Raw genomic sequence first — 18,391 nt, forward strand, 5'->3', positions numbered from 1 at the left:
ACTTAAAATCCTTCCGTGCTCAATTCAAACGGATCGATCTCTGCATTCTCAGAGGCCTGGCCCAGCTCGAACCGGCGGTTCTGCAAATAGATCAAGCGGGCCTGAGCATAGCTGTCGGCGCTCTCATAGAGGATCGAATCCACTGTATCGGAATATGTGCCACGATCCCCGAGACGACGCACGATCTCGGCGTATACGTCGATGTTATCGGCGGGATTGTTCTTGGCATATCCAATTGGGTTTGTGAAAAAGTCGACGACCAGACCAGTCGCATCACGCGCGGTGGACGGGCCAAAGAAAGGCAGTTCGACATAGCTGCCTTCGCCGACCCCCCAGACGTGCAGCGTTTCACCGAAATTGGTGTCGACACGTGGGACGTTGAAATCAGAGGCCGGATCGCCCAGACCACCAATCCCGAGGATAGAATTGATCGCAAAACGCGACAGCGCAATCCCGGCTTGTTTGAAGTTACCCTGCAAAACAGAGTTCACGGCCTGCCCCGGCATCGACAGGTTTTCAGCAAACAGACCGAAGCTTGTGACCATGTCGGGCGGTACGATCGCAACATAGCCCTTGGCGGCAGGACGGAATGCAAAACGGTCGACACCACGGTTGAACTCATGAACCGCGCGATTGCGCTGTTCATGGGGGTCAGCAATGGTGCCTTCGGCGATCTGTTCGCCTGTAGGTTTTGCGCAGCCGGACACCAAAGTGGCCGCCACAAGGAACAGTGCAGGAAGGATCGCACGCATCTTCATTTTCATGTTACCGCCGTCTCGTCTCAAAGCGCCGTAAGGGGGCGCAGGTAATATGCTTCGTTCACATACAGTTATTTTCCTGGCGTCCCAGGGGGCTAAAGTCGCTGTTTATCATTTTGTGGCACATAAGGAACAGGGCAAAAGAAACCCTGTACGTATGGGTTATGTAAGCGCATATATGGTCGAAAATTGGTTTCAGCACTCCGAACATGCAAAAAAATAAAACACAAGACGGAATTAACGAGCTGCGCTCTGTGCGTAGACAAAGCCGACACCTGTATTGGACCGTCGGATTGTTCAGCTTTTTCGTGAACTTACTCATGCTCACCGGCCCGCTCTATATGATGCAGGTCTATGACCGGGTTCTTGGCAGCCGATCAGAGGCAACATTGGTTGCCCTATCGATTCTTGTCCTCTTCCTTTATGGGATGATGGGGCTTTTGGACTATGCACGTGGGCGGATTCTTGCCCGCATCGGCGCACGGTTTCAAGCAGCGTTGGACCGGCGTGTATTTGACGCAATGGTCCGCAAATCCGCCTTGGACAGCGACCCGGTGGCCCAAACGGGTCTGCAGGATTTGGAAGGCATTCAACGTCTGATGTCGTCGCCCGTTTTGGGCGCCGCGTTCGACCTTCCTTGGACGCCGATTTTCCTAGCCGGGATTGCACTCTTCCACCCGTGGTTGGGGCTCTTGGCGGTCGGAGGCGGGCTGGTCTTGGTTGCGATTGCAATTTTGAACCAGGTATTCTCCAAGAAACCGCAGTCACAAGCGAGTTCCTCGGGGCATAAGGCCAATCTGCTGTCCGAAGAGATCCGCAAAGAATCCGAGATGATCCAATCCATGGGCATGCGCACCGCCGCGTTCCATCGTTGGAAAGTGGCACGCGATGCCGCGCTGAGCGATACGGTGGTGGCAAGTGACACGGGTGGTGGTTTCACGGTACTGACCAAAACCCTGCGCCTGTTTTTGCAATCCGCGATGCTGGGCCTTGGTGCCTATCTCGTGTTGCAAGGGAACATGACGCCCGGTGCCATGATCGCGGGTTCCATTCTGATGGGCCGCGCATTGGCGCCGATCGAAATGGGGCTGGGTCAATGGGCCATGGTGCAACGGGCCTTTAAGGGCTGGGATAACTTGGCCGAATTGCTTGGCAAAGTTCCGGAAGAACGCGAACGCACCGAATTGCCAAAACCCAAAGCACGTCTGGATGTCAAAGGGTTGGCCGTGGTGCCACCCGGTGAGAACCGGCCACAGTTGCGCAACGTGACCTTTAAGGTCGAACCGGGCCAGGCGATTGGCGTGATCGGCCCATCTGGATCGGGTAAGTCAACACTGGCGCGCGCTTTGACGGGCACATGGCGTCCGGCTGCCGGCTCGGTCCGTTTGGACGGTGCGTCATTGGATCAATATGCGCCGGACGTTCTGGGACAGCATATTGGCTATCTGCCGCAACGCATTCAGCTGTTTGAAGGCACCGTAAGCCAGAATATCGCCCGTTTGGCACCCAATCCGGATGCTAAGCAAGTTGTGGCAAGTGCGTCCAAAGCCGCCGCGCATGAGATGATCCTGAAACTGCCAGCAGGCTATGACACGCCGGTTCACGCGGGCGGTGGTCGATTGTCAGGTGGCCAGATGCAGCGTGTCGGACTGGCGCGCGCCCTGTATGGCGACCCTGCGATCGTAATCTTGGATGAGCCCAATTCAAACCTCGACAACGAAGGCTCGATGGCGCTTAACGCCGCGATCCGTCAGATGAAAAAGGAAGGGCGCTCGGTTCTGATCATGGCGCACCGACCGGCGGCTATTCAGGAATGTGATATGCTGTTGGTTATCGAAAACGGCGCGCAGGCTGCGTTTGGGCCCAAGGACAATGTTCTTGCTGAAATGGTATCCAACCATAAAAACATCCAAGCGGCTGCCAAGAAGAAACCAATAGGCCAAGCAAAGGCCGGGGGTGTAACATGAGCGATACACAGAAATGGTCGGCACGCCGGCCGTTGTTCATCGGGTTTCTTGCGCTGCTGCTTTTGGTCGGTGGGTTTGGAACCTGGGCCGTCATGTCGAACCTCGCCGGGGCGATCATTGCAACGGGCCGTATCGAAGTGGACCGGAACCGTCAGGTCGTCCAACACATCGACGGCGGCGTTGTCTCTGAAATTCTAGTGGGTGAGGGCGACGCGGTTGAGCTTGGCGCGCTGCTGGTGAAACTTGATTCCAGCGTGTTGGACTCCCAGCTGGCCATCACCGAAGGCCAATTGTTCGAAGTCATGGCCCGACGCGGCCGTCTTGAGGCCGAGCGTGACAATGCGCAGGCCATTTCTTTTGATCCTTTGTTGATCGAAATGGCGGATGAGAACCCGGATGTGATCGACTTTTTGTTGGGTCAACGACGTCTGTTCATGGCCCGCAAAGACAGTGTGGCACGGGAATCCGATCAGCTAGAGAAGCGACGCAACCAAATTGATGAACAGATCATCGGTGTTCAAGCGCAGCAAAAATCCATGCGCCTGCAGTTGGAGTTGATTGATCAAGAACTGGTCAACCAACAATCGCTTTTGGATCGCGGGTTGGCTCAGGCTGGCACCGTTTTGAACTTGCGCCGGACCCAGGCGGATCTTGAGGGGCGCTTGGGTGAACTGGTTGCGTCAGAAGCACAGGCGCGCGGTCGGATTACCGAATTGGACATCGAAATCCTGAAGCTGGGCACCCAGCAGCGCGAAGAGGCGATCACTCGTCTGCGTGATCTGCGCTTCCAAGAGGTGGAGCTAGCCGAAAACCGGCGCAGCCTGTTGGAGCGTCTGGAGCGCCTGGATATCACGGCGCCGGTGTCTGGTATCATCTACGGGATGGAAGTGCACACGCCGCGTTCGGTCATTCGCCCAGCCGATCCGGTGCTGTATCTTGTCCCGCAAGATCGTCCTTTGGTGATCGCTGCAGAAGTCGCGCCCACGGATGTGGATCAGATTTTCGTTGGCCAAACGGTGACCTTGCGCTTTTCTGCGTTGGATCAACGTGAAACGCCAGAGCTGTTTGGCACCGTGGCCCAGGTCTCTGCCGACTCTTTCGAGGATGAAGCATCGCGCCTATCTTATTACCGGGCGGAAATCCGTTTGGATCCAGGTGAGCAGGAACGCTTGCCCGAGAACGCTGTTTTGATTCCCGGCATGCCGGTAGAGAGCTACATTCGGACCGAAGATCGCTCACCGCTGACCTATCTGGTTAAGCCTCTGGCGGATTACTTTGTGCGGGCCTTCCGGGAAAGTTAAACTCCAGCGTTTGTATTTTAATGTGTCGCAAAGGGGTCCTCTGATGGGCCCCTTTGTTCTTTTCCTGAAGCGATGCCGGCGCTAGCCTGCGCCAAAACCCTCTTTGACTGTAAGGAATGAAAACATGACCATTGATGCGAACCTGGCGGAACTGGGTCTGACCCTACCCGAGGCACCGGCCCCGGCGGCGAACTATGTCCCATATGTGGTTGCAGGCGACATGGTCTATGTCTCTGGTCAGATTTCAGCGGATGAGAACGGGTTGATCACCGGCACATTGGGCGCGGATGTGGACGTCGCAGCAGGGCAGGCGGCGGCACGGCGTTGTGCCTTGTCCCTGTTGGCGCAGCTGAAAGCCGCCTGTGGGGGTGATCTGAGCCGTTTGGTGCGGGTGGTAAAGCTGGGTGCATTCGTGAACTCGACCGCGGACTTTACCGAGCAGCCACAGGTCGTCAACGGGGCCTCTGATCTGTTGGTTGAACTTCTGGGCGATGCGGGCCGTCATACGCGGTCAGCCGTGTCCTCGCCTTCGCTGCCGATGGGCGTTGCCGTCGAAATCGACGCGGTGTTCCAGATCAAGTAAGCCCGTTGCGCAAGCGCTGATCAAAATGACTGTCACGCTCAATGTCGGGGCGTGGCGGCGCATAGTGCCGGTATTGTGAACATGTGCCTGCCGTCAGAGACGAACGGAGGTTGAACCGCATGTGGCGTTTCCCAGATACTGGCAAAGCCTAGACAACATCGCGCAGGGGATGGCAATGGACGGATCCGCAATCGAAATCCAGGTATTGGCCAGCATCGAACAGATGAGCGGGGCGGATTGGGACGCCTGTGCTTGCCCCGAAGTTGAAGACGGCGGTCGCCCGCTGGATCCGTTTACGACACATCGGTTTTTGCTCGCTTTGGAAAAAAGCGGCTCTGTTGGACCCGGAACGGGCTGGCAGCCGCAGTATCTGGCTGCATTTCAGGACGGCACTTTGATCGCATGCGCCCCTCTTTATGCAAAAGGGCACAGTCAGGGCGAATATGTTTTTGACCACAACTGGGCCCATGCCTACGAGAATGCCGGCGGTCGCTATTACCCAAAACTGCAAGTCGCGGTCCCGTTCACGCCCGCCACTGGTCGGCGGTTTTTGGTACGTCCCGGTTACGAAGGCCTTGGCCATTCTGCTCTGGTGCAAGGCGCGGTGCAGCTGGCGGAAAACAACCAATTGTCCTCGCTTCACATCACCTTTTGCACGGACACCGAACGCGCAATTGGCGAAGAGATGCAGCTTTTGGTTCGCAACGGGCAGCAATACCACTGGCTGAACGATGACTACGCGGATTTCGACGATTTTCTTGCGTCCCTGTCGTCGCGCAAACGCAAGAACATCCGCAAGGAACGTAAACAGGCGCAGAGCTTTGGTGGTACGATCCACAGTTTCAGCGGGCAGGATCTGCGTCCAGAACACTGGGATGCGTTTTGGGCGTTTTACCAGGACACGGGCGCGCGCAAATGGGGCTCTCCCTATTTGACCCGTGCGTTCTTTGATATCGCGCATGATACGATGGCCGATGACATGACGCTGGTTCTGGCCGAGCGCGAGGGGCAATACGTTGCCGGTGCGTTGAATTTCATGGGGCGTGAGACGCTCTTTGGCCGATATTGGGGCTGCAGCGAACATCATCCCTGCCTGCACTTTGAACTGTGCTACTATCAGGCGATAGATCTGGCGATTGCCGGGGGGATGTCACGGGTTGAAGCCGGCGCGCAGGGTGATCACAAACTGGCGCGCGGCTACTTGCCGACCATGACACACAGTCTGCATTGGATGCGTGATCCAGGCTTTGCGGACGCGGTTGAGCGGTATTTGGTGGCGGAACGCGCGGCCATTGAGGAAGAGATTGAAGTGCTCACCGACTATGGTCCCTTCCGCAAAGCAGATGTGGAGGAACAAGAATGACCGAGAAACTGTCTGACGCGACACGCGGCCCTTTGCTGGACCCGTTGTTTCAAGCTGGCTGGGCAATGGTCGACGGGCGCGATGCGATTTGTAAAACCTACAAATTCGCCAATTTCGTCGACGCCTTTGCCTGGATGACAAAAGTCGCGATCTGGGCTGAGAAATGGAACCATAACCCAGAATGGTCAAATGTTTACAACAAGGTGGAGGTTGTGCTGACCACCCATGACGTTGACGGCATCAGCGCCTTGGACGCCAAGCTGGCCCGTAAAATGGACGCTTTGGCAGAGTGAGGGCGCAGCCTATTGCGCCCCCAGAATGGCGGCTTAGGACATCGCGTCCAAAAGGGTCTCACCAGCTGAAATCTCGCACTGGCCGGGGCTCTCTTCGAGGTTTAAAAGCTTGACCTCACCATCGGTGACCAGCATGGCATAGCGTTTGGAGCGGCCGACCAGACCGGCAGGGGGCGCATCAAACCGCATGCCGATCGCATCGGTGAATGTGCTTTCCGCATCGCCAAGCATTGCGATGCCCGCATCTGCGGCACCGGTTGCGGCGCCCCAGGCTTGCATAACAAACGGGTCATTGGCCGAGACACAGATGATCTCTTCCACGCCTTTGGCGGCAAACTGGTCTTTGGTGCGGATGAAGCTTGGCACATGGGCCGAGTGACACGTGGGCGTAAAAGCGCCGGGGACGGCAAAGATCACAACGGTGCGCCCTTTGGTCAAGTCGCTGATTGCGACCTGCTCGGGGCCGTCTGCTCCCATGCGGGTTAATTGAGTATCAGGCAGTTGGTCGCCTACAGAAATCATCGCGCGTTCCTCTTCTTGCATTTGCGTTTCCTAGCACCCGGAATATACGTTCCACCGGAACCGTGACCAGAATGTTATCAGGAGGCAAGCACCTTATGGGCCATATCGTTGTAGTTGGGGCAGGACAGGCCGGAGCATCGTTGGTTGCAAAACTGCGCAAGGGCGGGTTTGACGGCGAGATCACATTGATCGGCGCGGAAACCGCGCTGCCCTATCAACGTCCTCCACTGTCCAAGGCCTACCTGCTGGGCGAGATGGAGAAAGAACGCCTCTACCTGCGGCCCGAGAGTTTTTTCGCTGAGAGCAAAATCACAGTAAAACTGGCCACCCGTGTGCAAGCCATTGATCCCGCGTCCAAAACGCTGACGCTGGATGATGGGGAGATGTCCTATGACCAGCTCGCCCTGACCACAGGATCGCATCCGCGCCGCTTGCCCGCGGCGATCGGTGGCGATCTGGAGGGCGTGCATGTGGTGCGCGATCTGGCGGATGCGGATGGCATGTCACCGGATGTGACGGCTGGCAAACGCGCGTTGATTGTGGGCGGTGGCTATATCGGGCTGGAGGCCGCGGCGGTCTGCGCCAAACGCGGCGTCTCGGTCGTGTTGGTCGAGATGGCAGATCGCATCCTGCAACGTGTCGCCGCGACTGAAACGTCTGACTACTTCCGCGCGCTGCACCACTCCCATGGCGTCGAAATCCGCGAAGCAACCGGGCTTGTGCGTTTGCTGGGCGACAATGGGCGGGTCACCGGAGCTGAGCTGAGCGACGGCAGCACCTTGGATCTGGATTTTGTCATTGTTGGCGTTGGCATCGCGCCCGCCACCGAATTGGCAGAGGCCGCGGGCCTTGAGATCGACAATGGCATCAAAACGGATGCACAGGGGCGATCCTCCGATCCGTCCATCTGGTCCGCCGGAGACTGTGCGTCGTTCCCATTCAAAGGGCAGCGCATCCGGTTGGAAAGCGTGCCCAACGCCATTGATCAGGCCGAAGTGGTCGCACAGAACATTATGGGAGCCGACACGGACTATGTCGCACAGCCGTGGTTCTGGTCGGATCAATATGACGTCAAACTACAGATCGCTGGCTTGAACACGGGCTACGATCACGTTGTCACCCGCAAGGGGGAGGGCACGCAGGGCTCGTTTTGGTATTTCAAAGGGGATCAATTGGTTGCGGTTGATGCGATGAACGATCCGCGCGCCTATATGGTGGCCAAGCGTTTGATCGATGCCGGGAAAACGGCTGATAAATCCGTCGTGGCGGACCCTGCGGCGGATCTGAAGCCCCTGTTGAAAGCATGAGGATCATCGCCGGTGATTTTCGTGGTCGCGCCTTGGCCTCGGTTGGGAAAGGCGACGCAAGCGCCCATCTGCGCCCGACAACGGACCGGGTGCGTGAAAGTCTGTTCAGTGTCTTGACGCACACTGGCGCTATTCCTGATGCACGTGTCTTGGACCTGTTTGCCGGAACCGGCGCGTTGGGGTTGGAGGCGCTGTCGCGTGGCGCGGCTGAGGTGACATTTGTTGATGACGGACGGGTTTCCACCGGTCTGATCAAAAAGAATATAGACCTTTGCCGCGCCTCAGATCACTGTCACCTGATGCGACGGGATGTTTTGAAGATCGGCGCCAATCCGGACGCACCCTATGATCTGATCTTTCTCGACCCGCCCTATGGCAAGGATCTGGGTCAAAAGGCACTGGATGTGGCGCTGGCGGGCGGCTGGCTCGCCAAGGACGCGCTGATTGTCTGGGAAGAAAACGCGCCCATGCAATGCCCGCCCGGGTTCAGTTTGGAGAGCAGTCGCAAATACGGCGACACCCATATAACATTGATGTGGTTCGACGGCGCCGCATAGCCCGTTACATTCCGCTGCTATCAAAGCGGTCCAATAGCCCAAAGGAAACCCGTATGCCCGTGACCCATCCCACGCCGAAATTGGTGATCTTTGATTGTGACGGAGTGCTGGTGGACAGTGAAATCACCACCAATCATGTGCTGATCGAGGATCTGGCGACCCACGGGCTGAACGTCACTATGGATCAATGTATGGATTTGTTTGTGGGCGGCACGATGAAGGGTGTCTTGGCTAAAGCGCGCGAAATGGGTGCAGATCTGGCGGATGGTTGGGTCGATCAGATCTATGCAAAAATGTACGCACGCCTCGAAGAAGGGGTCGATTTGGTGCCTGGCATTCCCGCCCTGTTGGAGCAGCTAGAGGACGCGCAGATCCCGTTTTGTGTGGCCTCCAACGGCAGCGAAGCAAAGATGAAGATCACCTTGGATCAAAACGGTCTTTGGGAGGTGTTTCACCCAAATGCGATGTTCTCGGCGCATTCGCTTGGTGTGGCCAAACCTGAACCGGGGATTTTTCTGGCGGCAGCAAGCCATTTTGACGTGCAAGCGCGCGACTGTGTGGTGATCGAAGACAGCGAAACCGGCGCTATGGCCGCCGCACGTGCAGGCATGCGCTGTCTGGGCCATGTCCCCCATGGCACGGGCGCACGGCTGGCACAGCACAACGCGGAAGTGTTTGAAGGCATGGATGAGGTTGCTGCACTTCTGAGTATTGTCTAAGCGATCAAAGAATTGTGATCTTCAAGCAACGTCTTGACGCGTTTTTGAGATTTGGAAAGCCATTTTTACACGTTCGCGTCCTTGCAATTTATACAACTCACGCGAAAAGCCTGAATTCCAACTACAGGCTGGGAAAGAAATTGAAAGTACTAGAAAAACTATGAAATTTATCAAAACACCCGGCTTGCTTTTGGTGTCCCTGCTTGCCGTTTCCGCCTGTGTTTCACCCGACGTTGTAACCAAGTCTAATATAGGTGACCGTGATCTGACATGTGAGCAAATCGCTACTCAACTGGTACAGTTAGAAGAAATTCGCGCCGAGGCAGAAAAGGGAAAAACCGCGTCTGGTAAAAACGTCGCGGCGGCAATTCTGTTTTGGCCGGCAATTATCGGCAACTACCAAAATGCGAAACAGGCTTTGGAGGCAGCAAATGAGCGCCACGAAGTTCTGGTCGAGTTAGCGCACAAGAAAAATTGTGAACTATAAAGGCCCCCCCCCCAACCTGTTCAACATCTTGATCTGTTGAGTTTGCAGGAGGGTGACCTCCTGCATTTTTTATGCGCATGTCGGGTGGAATTTACCGGCGGGCGATAGTGTGAAAATCTCAAACCCGTCGCCGGTTACACCGATTGAATGTTCAAACTGCGCGGACAGCGATTTGTCGCGGGTCACAGCGGTCCATTCGTCTGCCAGAACCTTGGTTTCCGGACGGCCTAGATTGATCATCGGTTCGATTGTAAAGAACATGCCTTCTTCCAGAACAGGTCCAGTTCCGGGGCGGCCATAATGCAGCACGTTTGGCGGTGCGTGGAACACTTGGCCCAAACCGTGGCCGCAGAAATCACGCACCACGCTCATCCGGTGGCTTTCGGCATAGACCTGAATTGCGTGGCCGATATCACCAAATGTATTGCCCGGTTTGACGGCCTCGATCCCTTTCATCAGGGAGTCGTGGGTCACCTGTATCAGACGTTCCGCCTTGCGGGGCAGTTTGCCGGCTACAAACATCCGGCTGGTGTCCCCAAACCATCCATCCAAGATCACAGTGACGTCGATATTCATAATATCGCCGTCTTTCAGCTTTTTGTCGCTTGGGATGCCGTGGCAGACCACATGGTTCACACTTATGCAGCTGGCATGCTGGTAGCCTTTGTAGCCGATCGTGGCTGAGGTCGAGCGGGACGCCTCAACCATTTCCGTGATCAGACGGTCGATTTCACCGGTGGTCTGGCCGGGGAAAACATGCGGTGCGATGTCATCAAGGATCTGCGCCGCCAGCTTGCCTGCAGCGTGCATGCCAGCAAAATCCGCGTCTTGGTAGATGCGGATGCCGTCTTTGGTGGTGCGGCCGTCTTTTGATCTCATCAAGGGCTCCAATGCTTACCTGTTGGCCCGTATTTAAGGGGTTTTCCGACGAAGGGCCAGTGCCCCTGACGCTTGCGCGTTATACAGTCAGAACGGGCTTTCCAATCTCTATACCGTCAGGCGAAATTACCGTGTCATAAACCAAATGTTGCACACCTTGGGATTTAGCCTCCGCAAAAGCCGCCGCATATGTGGGGTCTATGTCCGCAGCCAAAGTGAAACGATCACAATCGGTGCGTTGGATCAGGTACAACATGACCGCGCGGTGGCCCAATTTGACCATCTCGGCCAGCTCAATCAGATGTTTGGTGCCGCGTTTTGTCACACTGTCCGGAAACTCAGCCAATCTAGGCTGACGCGATAGGGTCACGCTTTTGACTTCGACGTAGCAGTCCGGCAACCCAGCCGCGCTGAGCAAAAAGTCGATCCGGCTGTTTTCACCGTATTTCACCTCGGGACGGACATCGGTGTAGTCGGCAAGCTCTTGCACGGCGCGGCTTTCCAATGCCGCGCGCAGGGCTCGGTTGGGCACAGAGGTATCAACCCCGGTAAAATGCCCGCCGTCATGTTCGACCAACCGCCAGCCGTATTTCAGCTTTTTCTTTGGATCATCATTGGGTTCCAGCCAGATACGCATACCCGGTTCGGCCAACCCCATCATTGAGCCCGGATTGGCGCAATGGGCGGTGATCACCTGCCCGTCCTCAAGCTGACAGTCAGCAAGAAAGCGTTTGTAGCGTTTCACAAGCGTGGCGGGGATCAGGGGCGTTGGAAAATTCATGGCCTATGCATGTCAGACAATTGCGAAAAATCAACGGCTTTGTGACATTGATCAGTTGCACGATCTGTGGGCAGGTCTATCTTGCACACATAAGGCCAACATATGGGAGATCTCGGATGACCAACCCCACTGCTGCCATGCTTGTCATTGGCGATGAAATCCTGTCTGGCCGCACGCGAGATGCCAATATGTACTATCTCGCAGGTGAATTGACCAATCACGGCATCGACCTGAAAGAGGTGCGTGTTGTCAGCGATGATGCCCAGGCGATTGTAACGGCCGTTACCGCGCTTTCGGGCAATTATGACCATGTCTTTAGCAGCGGCGGCATCGGTCCGACCCATGATGATATCACCGCCGATTGCATCGCACGGGCCTTTGGTGTGCATCTGGATGTACGTGATGATGCCCGCGCTATTCTCGCGGCGCACTACCAGGAAACCGGAAAAGAGATGAACGCCGCCCGTCTCCGCATGGCGCGGATCCCCGAAGGAGCTGCACTAATCGAAAATCCAGTTTCGGCCGCGCCGGGATTCACGATCCGCAATGTGCATGTGATGGCAGGTGTCCCTTCGGTGTTTCAGGCTATGGTTGTGGGTGTGTTGGCCACGATTGCTGGGGGCGCGCCGCTTTTGTCGCAGACGTTGCGGGTTGATCGCGGCGAAGGCGACATTGCCGAGATCCTCAGCCAGGTTGCCGATGATTTCGCGGATCTATCTATCGGTTGCTACCCTTTTCAACAAAACGGAGCCTTTGGTGCCAATGTCGTCTTGCGGGGCACCGATGGCGCGCGGATCGAAGCGGCGCTGAACGCACTGGTGGCGGGGTTGCAGATATGAGCGATGCGGTGCCTGTGGCTGAACCAGCCTTTTACGATGTCATTGATGCAACATGGCCTGCGGCGCGGGTCGAACGTTTGGGGGCTGTTACCCTGCGCGAGGGCAGGGGCGGCGGCAGCCGGGTATCCGCTGCAACCGTCGATGGTGAGTTCGAACCTGCGGATCTGGAAAACGCCATTTCAGCCATGCGGGACATGGGCCAAACCCCGTTGTTTATGATCCGGGACGGCGATGACGCCTTGGATCACTGGCTGGCTGAACAGGATTTCAAAGTTAAGGACCCGGTTTTTATTCGCACCGGCCGCACGGCGGATCTGGCCGAAGCGGTGCTTCCACGTGTGACGACCTTTACCGTTTGGCCGCCTCTGGCCATTCAAAAGGACATCTGGACCGAAGGCGGCATCAACGCACCGCGTCTTGCGATCATGAAACGGGTTGTCGCGCCGAAAACATCGATCTTTGGCCGGGTGGATGACCAACCTGCGGCCTCGGCCTTTGTTGCGACCCACGGTGAATACGCCATGCTGCACGCGTTAGAAGTGCAGTTTGAGCATCGCCGCAAGGGGTTGGCCAAATGGATGATGTATCAATCCGCCCAATGGGCGCTGCGCAACAAAGCGCATAAACTCGCGGTGCTGGTGACCCAATCCAATCTGGGGGCAAATGCGCTTTATGATCAGCTGGGTCTGAACATCGTCGGCGGCTATCACTACCGAGAACTCAGAAGCGCGTGATGATCTGACATGCTGCGAATACCAAATCGTCGAACGGCGTTAACCGGCATGATCGCCTTGTGCGCCGCGCTGTCGGCCCATGCCGGCGAACTGGAATTGCCGCTGGGCGCAAACGCCTTGGCCAATCGCGACATGCCCTTTGCGCGCTACGATATTCCCGTTGGGCCATGGCGTGATGGGGCCGTGGCCATGGAGTTGGCCGAGGGGCGCGTGCTGCGGCGAACCTGGCGGATCAACGGCGGCCAGACCACCTTGCAGGTGTTTGACCCTTTAAGATCCCAGATCGAGACGCAGGGGTATGAGGTTCTGTTTCAATGTCACGACGTGGAATGCGGCGGCTTTGATTTCCGCTTTGCCGTGGATGTGGTGCCCGCGCCCGATATGGCGGTTGATTTCGGGGACTACCTGTTTCTTTCGGCGAAATCCGCTGCGGGGGATTTTATAACGCTTCTGGTGTCGCGGTTTGGGCGCGCGAATTTCGTGCAGCTTGTCGAGATCGGCACGGGTGATGCAAATGTGATTGTCACCCCAACTGTCGCGCCGCAAGCTGAGGTCAGCCAACCGACACGGCCCCAGACGCAAGCGGACACCGACCAGGACCTGACCAGCCGTCTGATCAGTGCGGGCCATGCGGTTTTGGCTGGGTTAGAGTTCCAATCCGGCTCAACCACCTTGGCCCAAGAGCGATATGAAAGCCTGGACGCGCTGGCGACTTTTATGGAGGCACAGCCCGAGCAGCGGATCCTATTGGTGGGTCACACGGATACCGTCGGCAATCTCGCGCCCAATACCGCGCTGTCTCGTGCACGGTCCGAAGCGGTGATGCGCCAGTTGCAACAAGTCTATGGTGTGGATCGCAACCGGATGGAGGCCGCAGGCGCCGGGTATATGGCACCGCTGACCACAAACCAAGACGCGGCCGGTCGAGAGATCAACCGCCGCGTCGAAGTGGTCTTGTTACCGCCCAAATGAGGGAAGACGGTTTACCAGACCGAGGGATCTTTGTGTGCGTAGGCTTGCGCTAGGAAATCGATAAAGGCACGGACCTTGGGCTGGGTGAATTTACCCGGCGGGTAGACCGCATAGATGCCTTGGATTTCCACCGGCAGGCCAGGCATGACGTCTTCGACCAAACCTTCTGACATCGCATCCGCATACAGGTAGCTGGGCAGATACGCGATCCCAAGGCCCGAGATCGCAGCCGTCAGCAGCGATTGCCCGTCGTTTACTGACAACCAGCCGCTGGTGCGCACCTGGCGTTTTTCGCCGGACGGAGCGGTCAGACGCCAGACACTGCCGCTGGATTGGTTCGAATAATGCAACAACTTGTGATGGTTCAGATCGTCTATCTTTTGCGGACGGCCGAATTCTTCGAGATAGGCGGGTGACGCGATCATCCGTTTGGTTGTGTCCGCCAGCTTGCGGGCCCGCAGGGAGCTGTCTTCCAGCTCACCAATACGCACAGCCATGTCAAACCCTTCGGAGATCAGTTCAACATAACGGTTGTTCAGCACCATATTGACGGTGATATCCGGGAAGTCACGCAGGAAGTCCGACAGCACAGGGGACAGGTGGTTGACGCCGAAATCAGTCGCGACCGAAATCCGTAATAGGCCGGAAGGTGCGGATTGCATCGATGTCACCAACGCATCCGCTTCACCGGCATCATTTAACACACGCCGCGCGCGGTCATAATAGGCCAGACCAATTTCAGTGGGCGAAACCCGGCGGGTTGTGCGGTTCAAAAGCCGTGCACCAAGCCGCGCTTCGAGGCTGGAGACATGTTTGGAGACCGCAGATTTCGAGATGCCCATCTTCTTGGCTGCATCCGTAAAACCGCCTTGGTCTACAACATTGGCAAAGGCTTCCATTTCGGTCAGCCGATCCATATTTCCGTCTCCTAAATCATTCCTGTGCTGTGCTCAGTCTTGCAAGAAGATTGAGGCAGCTTCGCGGCGGGCGTGGGATAATTCAAGGGTTTTCGGGAAATCGTTTTCACTCTGGAAACAGGGAAACAATCGCGACTTCAACTGGTTAAGGGTGTTGCGCTTGATTGCTCCTCAATTCCCGATGACAGCTGAATACCTTTGTTTGTTGCGAGATTTGTAAGCGAACTGAGCAATTTTGCCAGTTAAAGCTGTGCCGCGAGTCGCGTGCCCTGATCAATGGCCCGTTTTGCATCCAGCTCACCGGCATAATCCGCGCCGCCAATCACATGGGGCGACGAACCTAGCGCGACCAAGGCTTGGGCCAATCCATTCTCAGAGGTTTGGCCGGCACAAAGAACGACGGTGTCTGCTTCCAAGAGCTCGGGCGATTGTTCGCGGATTTGCACAATTAAGCCCGCCTCGGTGATCTCGCGATACTGCGCACCTTGTACAAAACGGACGCCTTGCCGTCGCAATTTGGTGCGGTGGATCCAACCGGTTGATTTGCCCAGCCCACGCCCCAGCGGTTCCGCCTTGCGCTGCGTTAGGGTGATCTGGCGCGCAGGTATCGGCGGTTTAGGCCCCTCAGGCAAAAGGCCAGAGCGATGTTGCGTCGGATCTCCGATGCCCCATTCCGTGCGCCACTCTTGCGGGTCTGGCCCTGACGCGGGGCAGGTGTGTTCACTGGGATGCAAAAGGTACTCTGCTACGTCAAACCCGATACCACCGGCCCCAATGATCACAACGCGGTCCCCCACGGCTGCCTTGTTGCGCAGGACATCAATGTACGAGAGCACATGCGGCAGGTCCTGTCCGGGGATCTCAGGATCGCGTGGAGTTACACCGGTCGCCACAACGACCTCATCATATTGGGACATCAGTTGAACGTCGGCGCGTGTGTTCAGATGCACCGTGATCGGCAAAGAGGCGATACGTGCCTGAAACCAATCCACAAGGCCATGGAACTCTTCTTTCCCCGGAACCTGACGCGCCATGTTGAGCTGCCCACCGATGGTGCGCATCTGTTCAAACAGGGTGACGTGATGCCCGCGTTCCGCAGCCGAAATCGCAGTGGCCAGACCAGCCGGGCCGGCCCCAACGACCGCAATGGATTTGGGCGTGGCCGTGGGGGTGACCAGCAGTTCGGTTTCGTGACAGGCCCGTGGGTTCACCAGACATGAGGTGAGCTTCCCGCCAAACGTATGATCCAGACAGGCCTGATTGCAGGCAATACAAGGCGTGATCATCTTAGCCGCGCCACTGGCGGCTTTGGCCACAAAATCCGGGTCCGCCAGCATCGGGCGCGCCATCGACACCATATCTGCCGCGCCATCGGCCAGCACTTGTTCGGCCACTTGGGGCGTGTTGATCCGGTTTGAGGTGATCAGCGGGATCGAAACCTTGCCCATCAGTTTCTGGGTCACCCAGGCAAACGCGGCGCGCGGGACAGAGGTAGCAATTGTCGGAATGCGCGCCTCATGCCAACCGATGCCGGTATTGATCAGCGTTGCACCTGCGTCTTCGACGGCTTGGGCAAGGTGCACGACCTCTTCAAAGCTGGAACCATTTGGGATCAGGTCGATCATCGACAGGCGATAGATCAGAATGAACTCGGCCCCCACAGCTGCGCGCACACGGCGCACCACCTCGACCGGCAGGCGCATCCGGTTTGTGTAACTCCCACCCCATCGGTCGTCGCGTTTGTTGGTATGGGTGACCAGGAATTGGTTCAGGAAATACCCCTCGGACCCCATGATTTCGACACCGTCATAACCGGCATCCTGCGCCAGTCTTGCGGCCTGAACGATATCGCGGATCTGTTTTTCGATCCCAACCTCATCTAGCGCGGTCGGGGCATGGGGTGAGATCGGTGATTTGATTGCACTGGGTGCCACGCAATCGGGGCCATAGGCATTGCGCCCGGCATGCAGGATCTGCATCGCGATTTTGCTGCCTTGGTCGTGAACGCGTGCAGTGACTACCCGGTGGTGTGCAACATCGCTGGCGCTTTCCATTCGCGTTGCATCTGGAAACACGGCCCCCTCCGGGTTCGGCCCAATGCCGCCGGTGACCATCAAGGCGACGCCGCCTTTGGCACGGGCCGCATAGAACTCTGCCACACGGTTCCAGTCGCCGGTTTCTTCAAGACCTGTGTGCATCGACCCCATCAACACGCGGTTTTTCAACGTGGTGAACCCCAGATCCAACGGGGCAAGCAGATTGGGGTAGCTGGTCATTCTGGCGTCCTCAACTTTGTCCGCTCACACTATTCGCAGCCCCCAAGCGCTTGTCATGATCCAACGCCGCGTCACCCTCTTGCGTGTCGTCGCGGCACCGGCTCTAACTGCACTAGAAATGTGAGGGCTTTGACTATGACACCTGAAGAAATCGAACAGCTGCCCTATCGGCCGAATGTGGGCGTGATGCTGATCAATGCCGCCGGTGCGGTATTTGTGGGCCAACGTATGGATCGGCATAAGGATGCCTGGCAGATGCCGCAAGGCGGGATTGACGCAGGTGAATGTCCAAAAACGGCAGCACTGCGTGAATTGGAAGAAGAAACCGGTGTTCTACCGGAACTTGTTGAAATCATCGCTGAAAGCGACGGTTGGTTGCCTTATGATCTGCCACATGACGTGGTGCCGCAGTTCTGGGGGGGCAAGTATCGCGGTCAGGAGCAGAAATGGTATCTGATGCGCTTTCTTGGGCAGGACACACAAGTGAACATCGCGACCGAACACCCGGAATTTGGCGCCTGGAAGTGGCTGCCGGTCGATCAGTTGGTGGACAATATTGTGCCCTTCAAACGCGAAGTCTATGAACGCGTCTTGGCCGAGTTTAAGGCGCATCTGTGATGGCGGGCCGGATTTTGCGCACACTGGCGGGGCTGGGCGTTGTTCTGACCTTCGCCGCCTCTAGCGCGCATGCGCTCAGCTGCGTGCCATCTGGGATCACCGACAGTTACCTGCATGCGGCAGCGTCGGATGCGGAGTTCAATGTTCTAAAAGGACGCCTGACCTTCAATCAACGCAAGCTGGATCGCCGGTTGGAAACTATTGTGCGCAGCAATAGCGGTGGAACGGTTGAGATCACGGCGCAGCTGCAAGGCGCCGCGCTTGGGGCGGTTGGGTTCACCATTCGGGCCAATGTTCAGGCGACGTTGCACTTGACCTGTCTGGGGCCTTGGTGTCCCCGCGCGACAACGGATCGTGACGTGATCTTATTTGCTGAAAAAGTGGATGGTGGATTGCGTGTCCGCCTTGATGCCTGTTCAGGCGACCTACACGCGTTAACGCCCGAAAGTGAACAAGACGTCCTGACCTGCCACCAGGGCGGCGTTTGCATTCCACGGGCTGAGCAAGTCTTTCGATAA

General features: G+C 57.0%; 20 protein-coding genes. 14 read left to right on the plus strand and 6 right to left on the minus strand.

Annotated features, from left to right (window positions below):
- Nucleotides 1-2: 2 nt before the first annotated feature.
- The gene (locus tag KMP13_RS07985; protein ID WP_435370346.1) at nt 3-752 is read right to left on the minus strand and encodes an MlaA family lipoprotein; all 750 of its coding nucleotides are present in this window, start codon (nt 750-752) and stop codon (nt 3-5) included.
- A 215-nt stretch (nt 753-967) separates the two neighbouring features.
- On the opposite strand from KMP13_RS07985, the gene KMP13_RS07990 reads away from it, so the two are divergent.
- The 5 genes from KMP13_RS07990 to KMP13_RS08010 all read left to right on the plus strand — a co-directional run bounded on the left by KMP13_RS07990 (nt 968) and on the right by KMP13_RS08010 (nt 6,265).
- Entirely contained in the window at nt 968-2,725 is a 1,758-nt protein-coding gene (locus KMP13_RS07990) for a type I secretion system permease/ATPase (RefSeq protein WP_215265317.1), read from the plus strand.
- Nucleotides 2,722-4,026 (plus strand): HlyD family type I secretion periplasmic adaptor subunit, encoded by a 1,305-nt coding sequence (locus tag KMP13_RS07995; protein ID WP_215265318.1) that lies wholly within the window; start codon nt 2,722-2,724, stop codon nt 4,024-4,026. The genes KMP13_RS07990 and KMP13_RS07995 overlap by 4 nt, the downstream gene beginning before the upstream one ends.
- 124 nt (nt 4,027-4,150) lie before the next feature.
- The gene (locus KMP13_RS08000; protein WP_215265319.1) at nt 4,151-4,609 is read left to right on the plus strand and encodes a RidA family protein; all 459 of its coding nucleotides are present in this window, start codon (nt 4,151-4,153) and stop codon (nt 4,607-4,609) included.
- A 175-nt stretch (nt 4,610-4,784) separates the two neighbouring features.
- Complete coding sequence (locus KMP13_RS08005; RefSeq protein ID WP_215265320.1) at nt 4,785-5,972, plus strand: GNAT family N-acetyltransferase; 1,188 nt, start codon at nt 4,785-4,787, stop codon at nt 5,970-5,972.
- On the plus strand, nt 5,969-6,265 hold the full coding sequence (locus KMP13_RS08010) for a 4a-hydroxytetrahydrobiopterin dehydratase (protein WP_215265321.1): 297 nt from the start codon (nt 5,969-5,971) through the stop codon (nt 6,263-6,265). The genes KMP13_RS08005 and KMP13_RS08010 overlap by 4 nt, the downstream gene beginning before the upstream one ends.
- Nucleotides 6,266-6,298: 33 nt before the next feature.
- Here the strand turns inward: KMP13_RS08010 and KMP13_RS08015 are convergent, their stop codons facing one another.
- Entirely contained in the window at nt 6,299-6,787 is a 489-nt protein-coding gene (locus KMP13_RS08015) for a peroxiredoxin (protein ID WP_215265370.1), read from the minus strand.
- Between the two features lie 95 nt (nt 6,788-6,882).
- Here KMP13_RS08015 and KMP13_RS08020 point away from each other — a divergent pair, with 95 nt between their 5' ends.
- The 4 genes from KMP13_RS08020 (at nt 6,883) to KMP13_RS08035 (ending at nt 9,857) form a co-directional block, all read left to right on the plus strand.
- The gene (locus KMP13_RS08020; protein WP_215265322.1) at nt 6,883-8,094 is read left to right on the plus strand and encodes an NAD(P)/FAD-dependent oxidoreductase; all 1,212 of its coding nucleotides are present in this window, start codon (nt 6,883-6,885) and stop codon (nt 8,092-8,094) included.
- Nucleotides 8,091-8,651, plus strand: coding sequence for a 16S rRNA (guanine(966)-N(2))-methyltransferase RsmD (gene rsmD / locus KMP13_RS08025; RefSeq protein ID WP_215265323.1), 561 nt, complete (start codon nt 8,091-8,093; stop codon nt 8,649-8,651). The genes KMP13_RS08020 and rsmD overlap by 4 nt, the downstream gene beginning before the upstream one ends.
- 53 nt (nt 8,652-8,704) lie before the next feature.
- Complete coding sequence (locus KMP13_RS08030) at nt 8,705-9,370, plus strand: HAD family hydrolase (protein WP_215265324.1); 666 nt, start codon at nt 8,705-8,707, stop codon at nt 9,368-9,370.
- Between the two features lie 160 nt (nt 9,371-9,530).
- Entirely contained in the window at nt 9,531-9,857 is a 327-nt protein-coding gene (locus KMP13_RS08035) for a hypothetical protein (protein WP_215265325.1), read from the plus strand.
- 69 nt (nt 9,858-9,926) lie between these two features.
- Here the strand turns inward: KMP13_RS08035 and map are convergent, their stop codons facing one another.
- Nucleotides 9,927-10,736, minus strand: coding sequence for a type I methionyl aminopeptidase (gene map, locus KMP13_RS08040; RefSeq protein ID WP_215265326.1), 810 nt, complete (start codon nt 10,734-10,736; stop codon nt 9,927-9,929).
- 79 nt (nt 10,737-10,815) lie between these two features.
- Nucleotides 10,816-11,517, minus strand: a complete 702-nt coding sequence (sfsA, locus tag KMP13_RS08045; protein WP_215265327.1) for a DNA/RNA nuclease SfsA — start codon at nt 11,515-11,517, stop codon at nt 10,816-10,818.
- A 116-nt stretch (nt 11,518-11,633) separates the two neighbouring features.
- Here sfsA and KMP13_RS08050 point away from each other — a divergent pair, with 116 nt between their 5' ends.
- From KMP13_RS08050 to KMP13_RS08060, 3 genes are read left to right on the plus strand one after another with little or no spacing between them, the layout of a single operon-like run.
- Nucleotides 11,634-12,356 carry a competence/damage-inducible protein A gene (locus tag KMP13_RS08050; RefSeq protein ID WP_215265328.1) on the plus strand — a complete coding sequence of 241 codons (723 nt, stop codon included), beginning with the start codon at nt 11,634-11,636 and terminating at the stop codon, nt 12,354-12,356.
- Nucleotides 12,353-13,090, plus strand: coding sequence for a GNAT family N-acetyltransferase (locus KMP13_RS08055; RefSeq protein WP_215265329.1), 738 nt, complete (start codon nt 12,353-12,355; stop codon nt 13,088-13,090). The genes KMP13_RS08050 and KMP13_RS08055 overlap by 4 nt, the downstream gene beginning before the upstream one ends.
- A 48-nt stretch (nt 13,091-13,138) precedes the next feature.
- On the plus strand, nt 13,139-14,062 hold the full coding sequence (locus tag KMP13_RS08060; RefSeq protein WP_215265330.1) for an OmpA family protein: 924 nt from the start codon (nt 13,139-13,141) through the stop codon (nt 14,060-14,062).
- 11 nt (nt 14,063-14,073) lie between these two features.
- On the opposite strand, the gene KMP13_RS08065 is transcribed toward KMP13_RS08060, so the two are convergent.
- Complete coding sequence (locus KMP13_RS08065) at nt 14,074-14,979, minus strand: LysR family transcriptional regulator (protein ID WP_215265331.1); 906 nt, start codon at nt 14,977-14,979, stop codon at nt 14,074-14,076.
- Nucleotides 14,980-15,221: 242 nt separating this feature from the next.
- Entirely contained in the window at nt 15,222-17,255 is a 2,034-nt protein-coding gene (locus tag KMP13_RS08070; RefSeq protein ID WP_215265332.1) for an NADPH-dependent 2,4-dienoyl-CoA reductase, read from the minus strand.
- Nucleotides 17,256-17,390: 135 nt separating this feature from the next.
- On the opposite strand from KMP13_RS08070, the gene KMP13_RS08075 reads away from it, so the two are divergent.
- On the plus strand, nt 17,391-17,873 hold the full coding sequence (locus KMP13_RS08075) for an RNA pyrophosphohydrolase (RefSeq protein ID WP_215265333.1): 483 nt from the start codon (nt 17,391-17,393) through the stop codon (nt 17,871-17,873).
- Nucleotides 17,873-18,391, plus strand: coding sequence for a hypothetical protein (locus tag KMP13_RS08080; RefSeq protein ID WP_215265334.1), 519 nt, complete (start codon nt 17,873-17,875; stop codon nt 18,389-18,391). The genes KMP13_RS08075 and KMP13_RS08080 overlap by 1 nt, the downstream gene beginning before the upstream one ends.

Source organism: Epibacterium ulvae, assembly GCF_018678075.1.
Classification (GTDB): domain Bacteria; phylum Pseudomonadota; class Alphaproteobacteria; order Rhodobacterales; family Rhodobacteraceae; genus Epibacterium; species Epibacterium ulvae_A.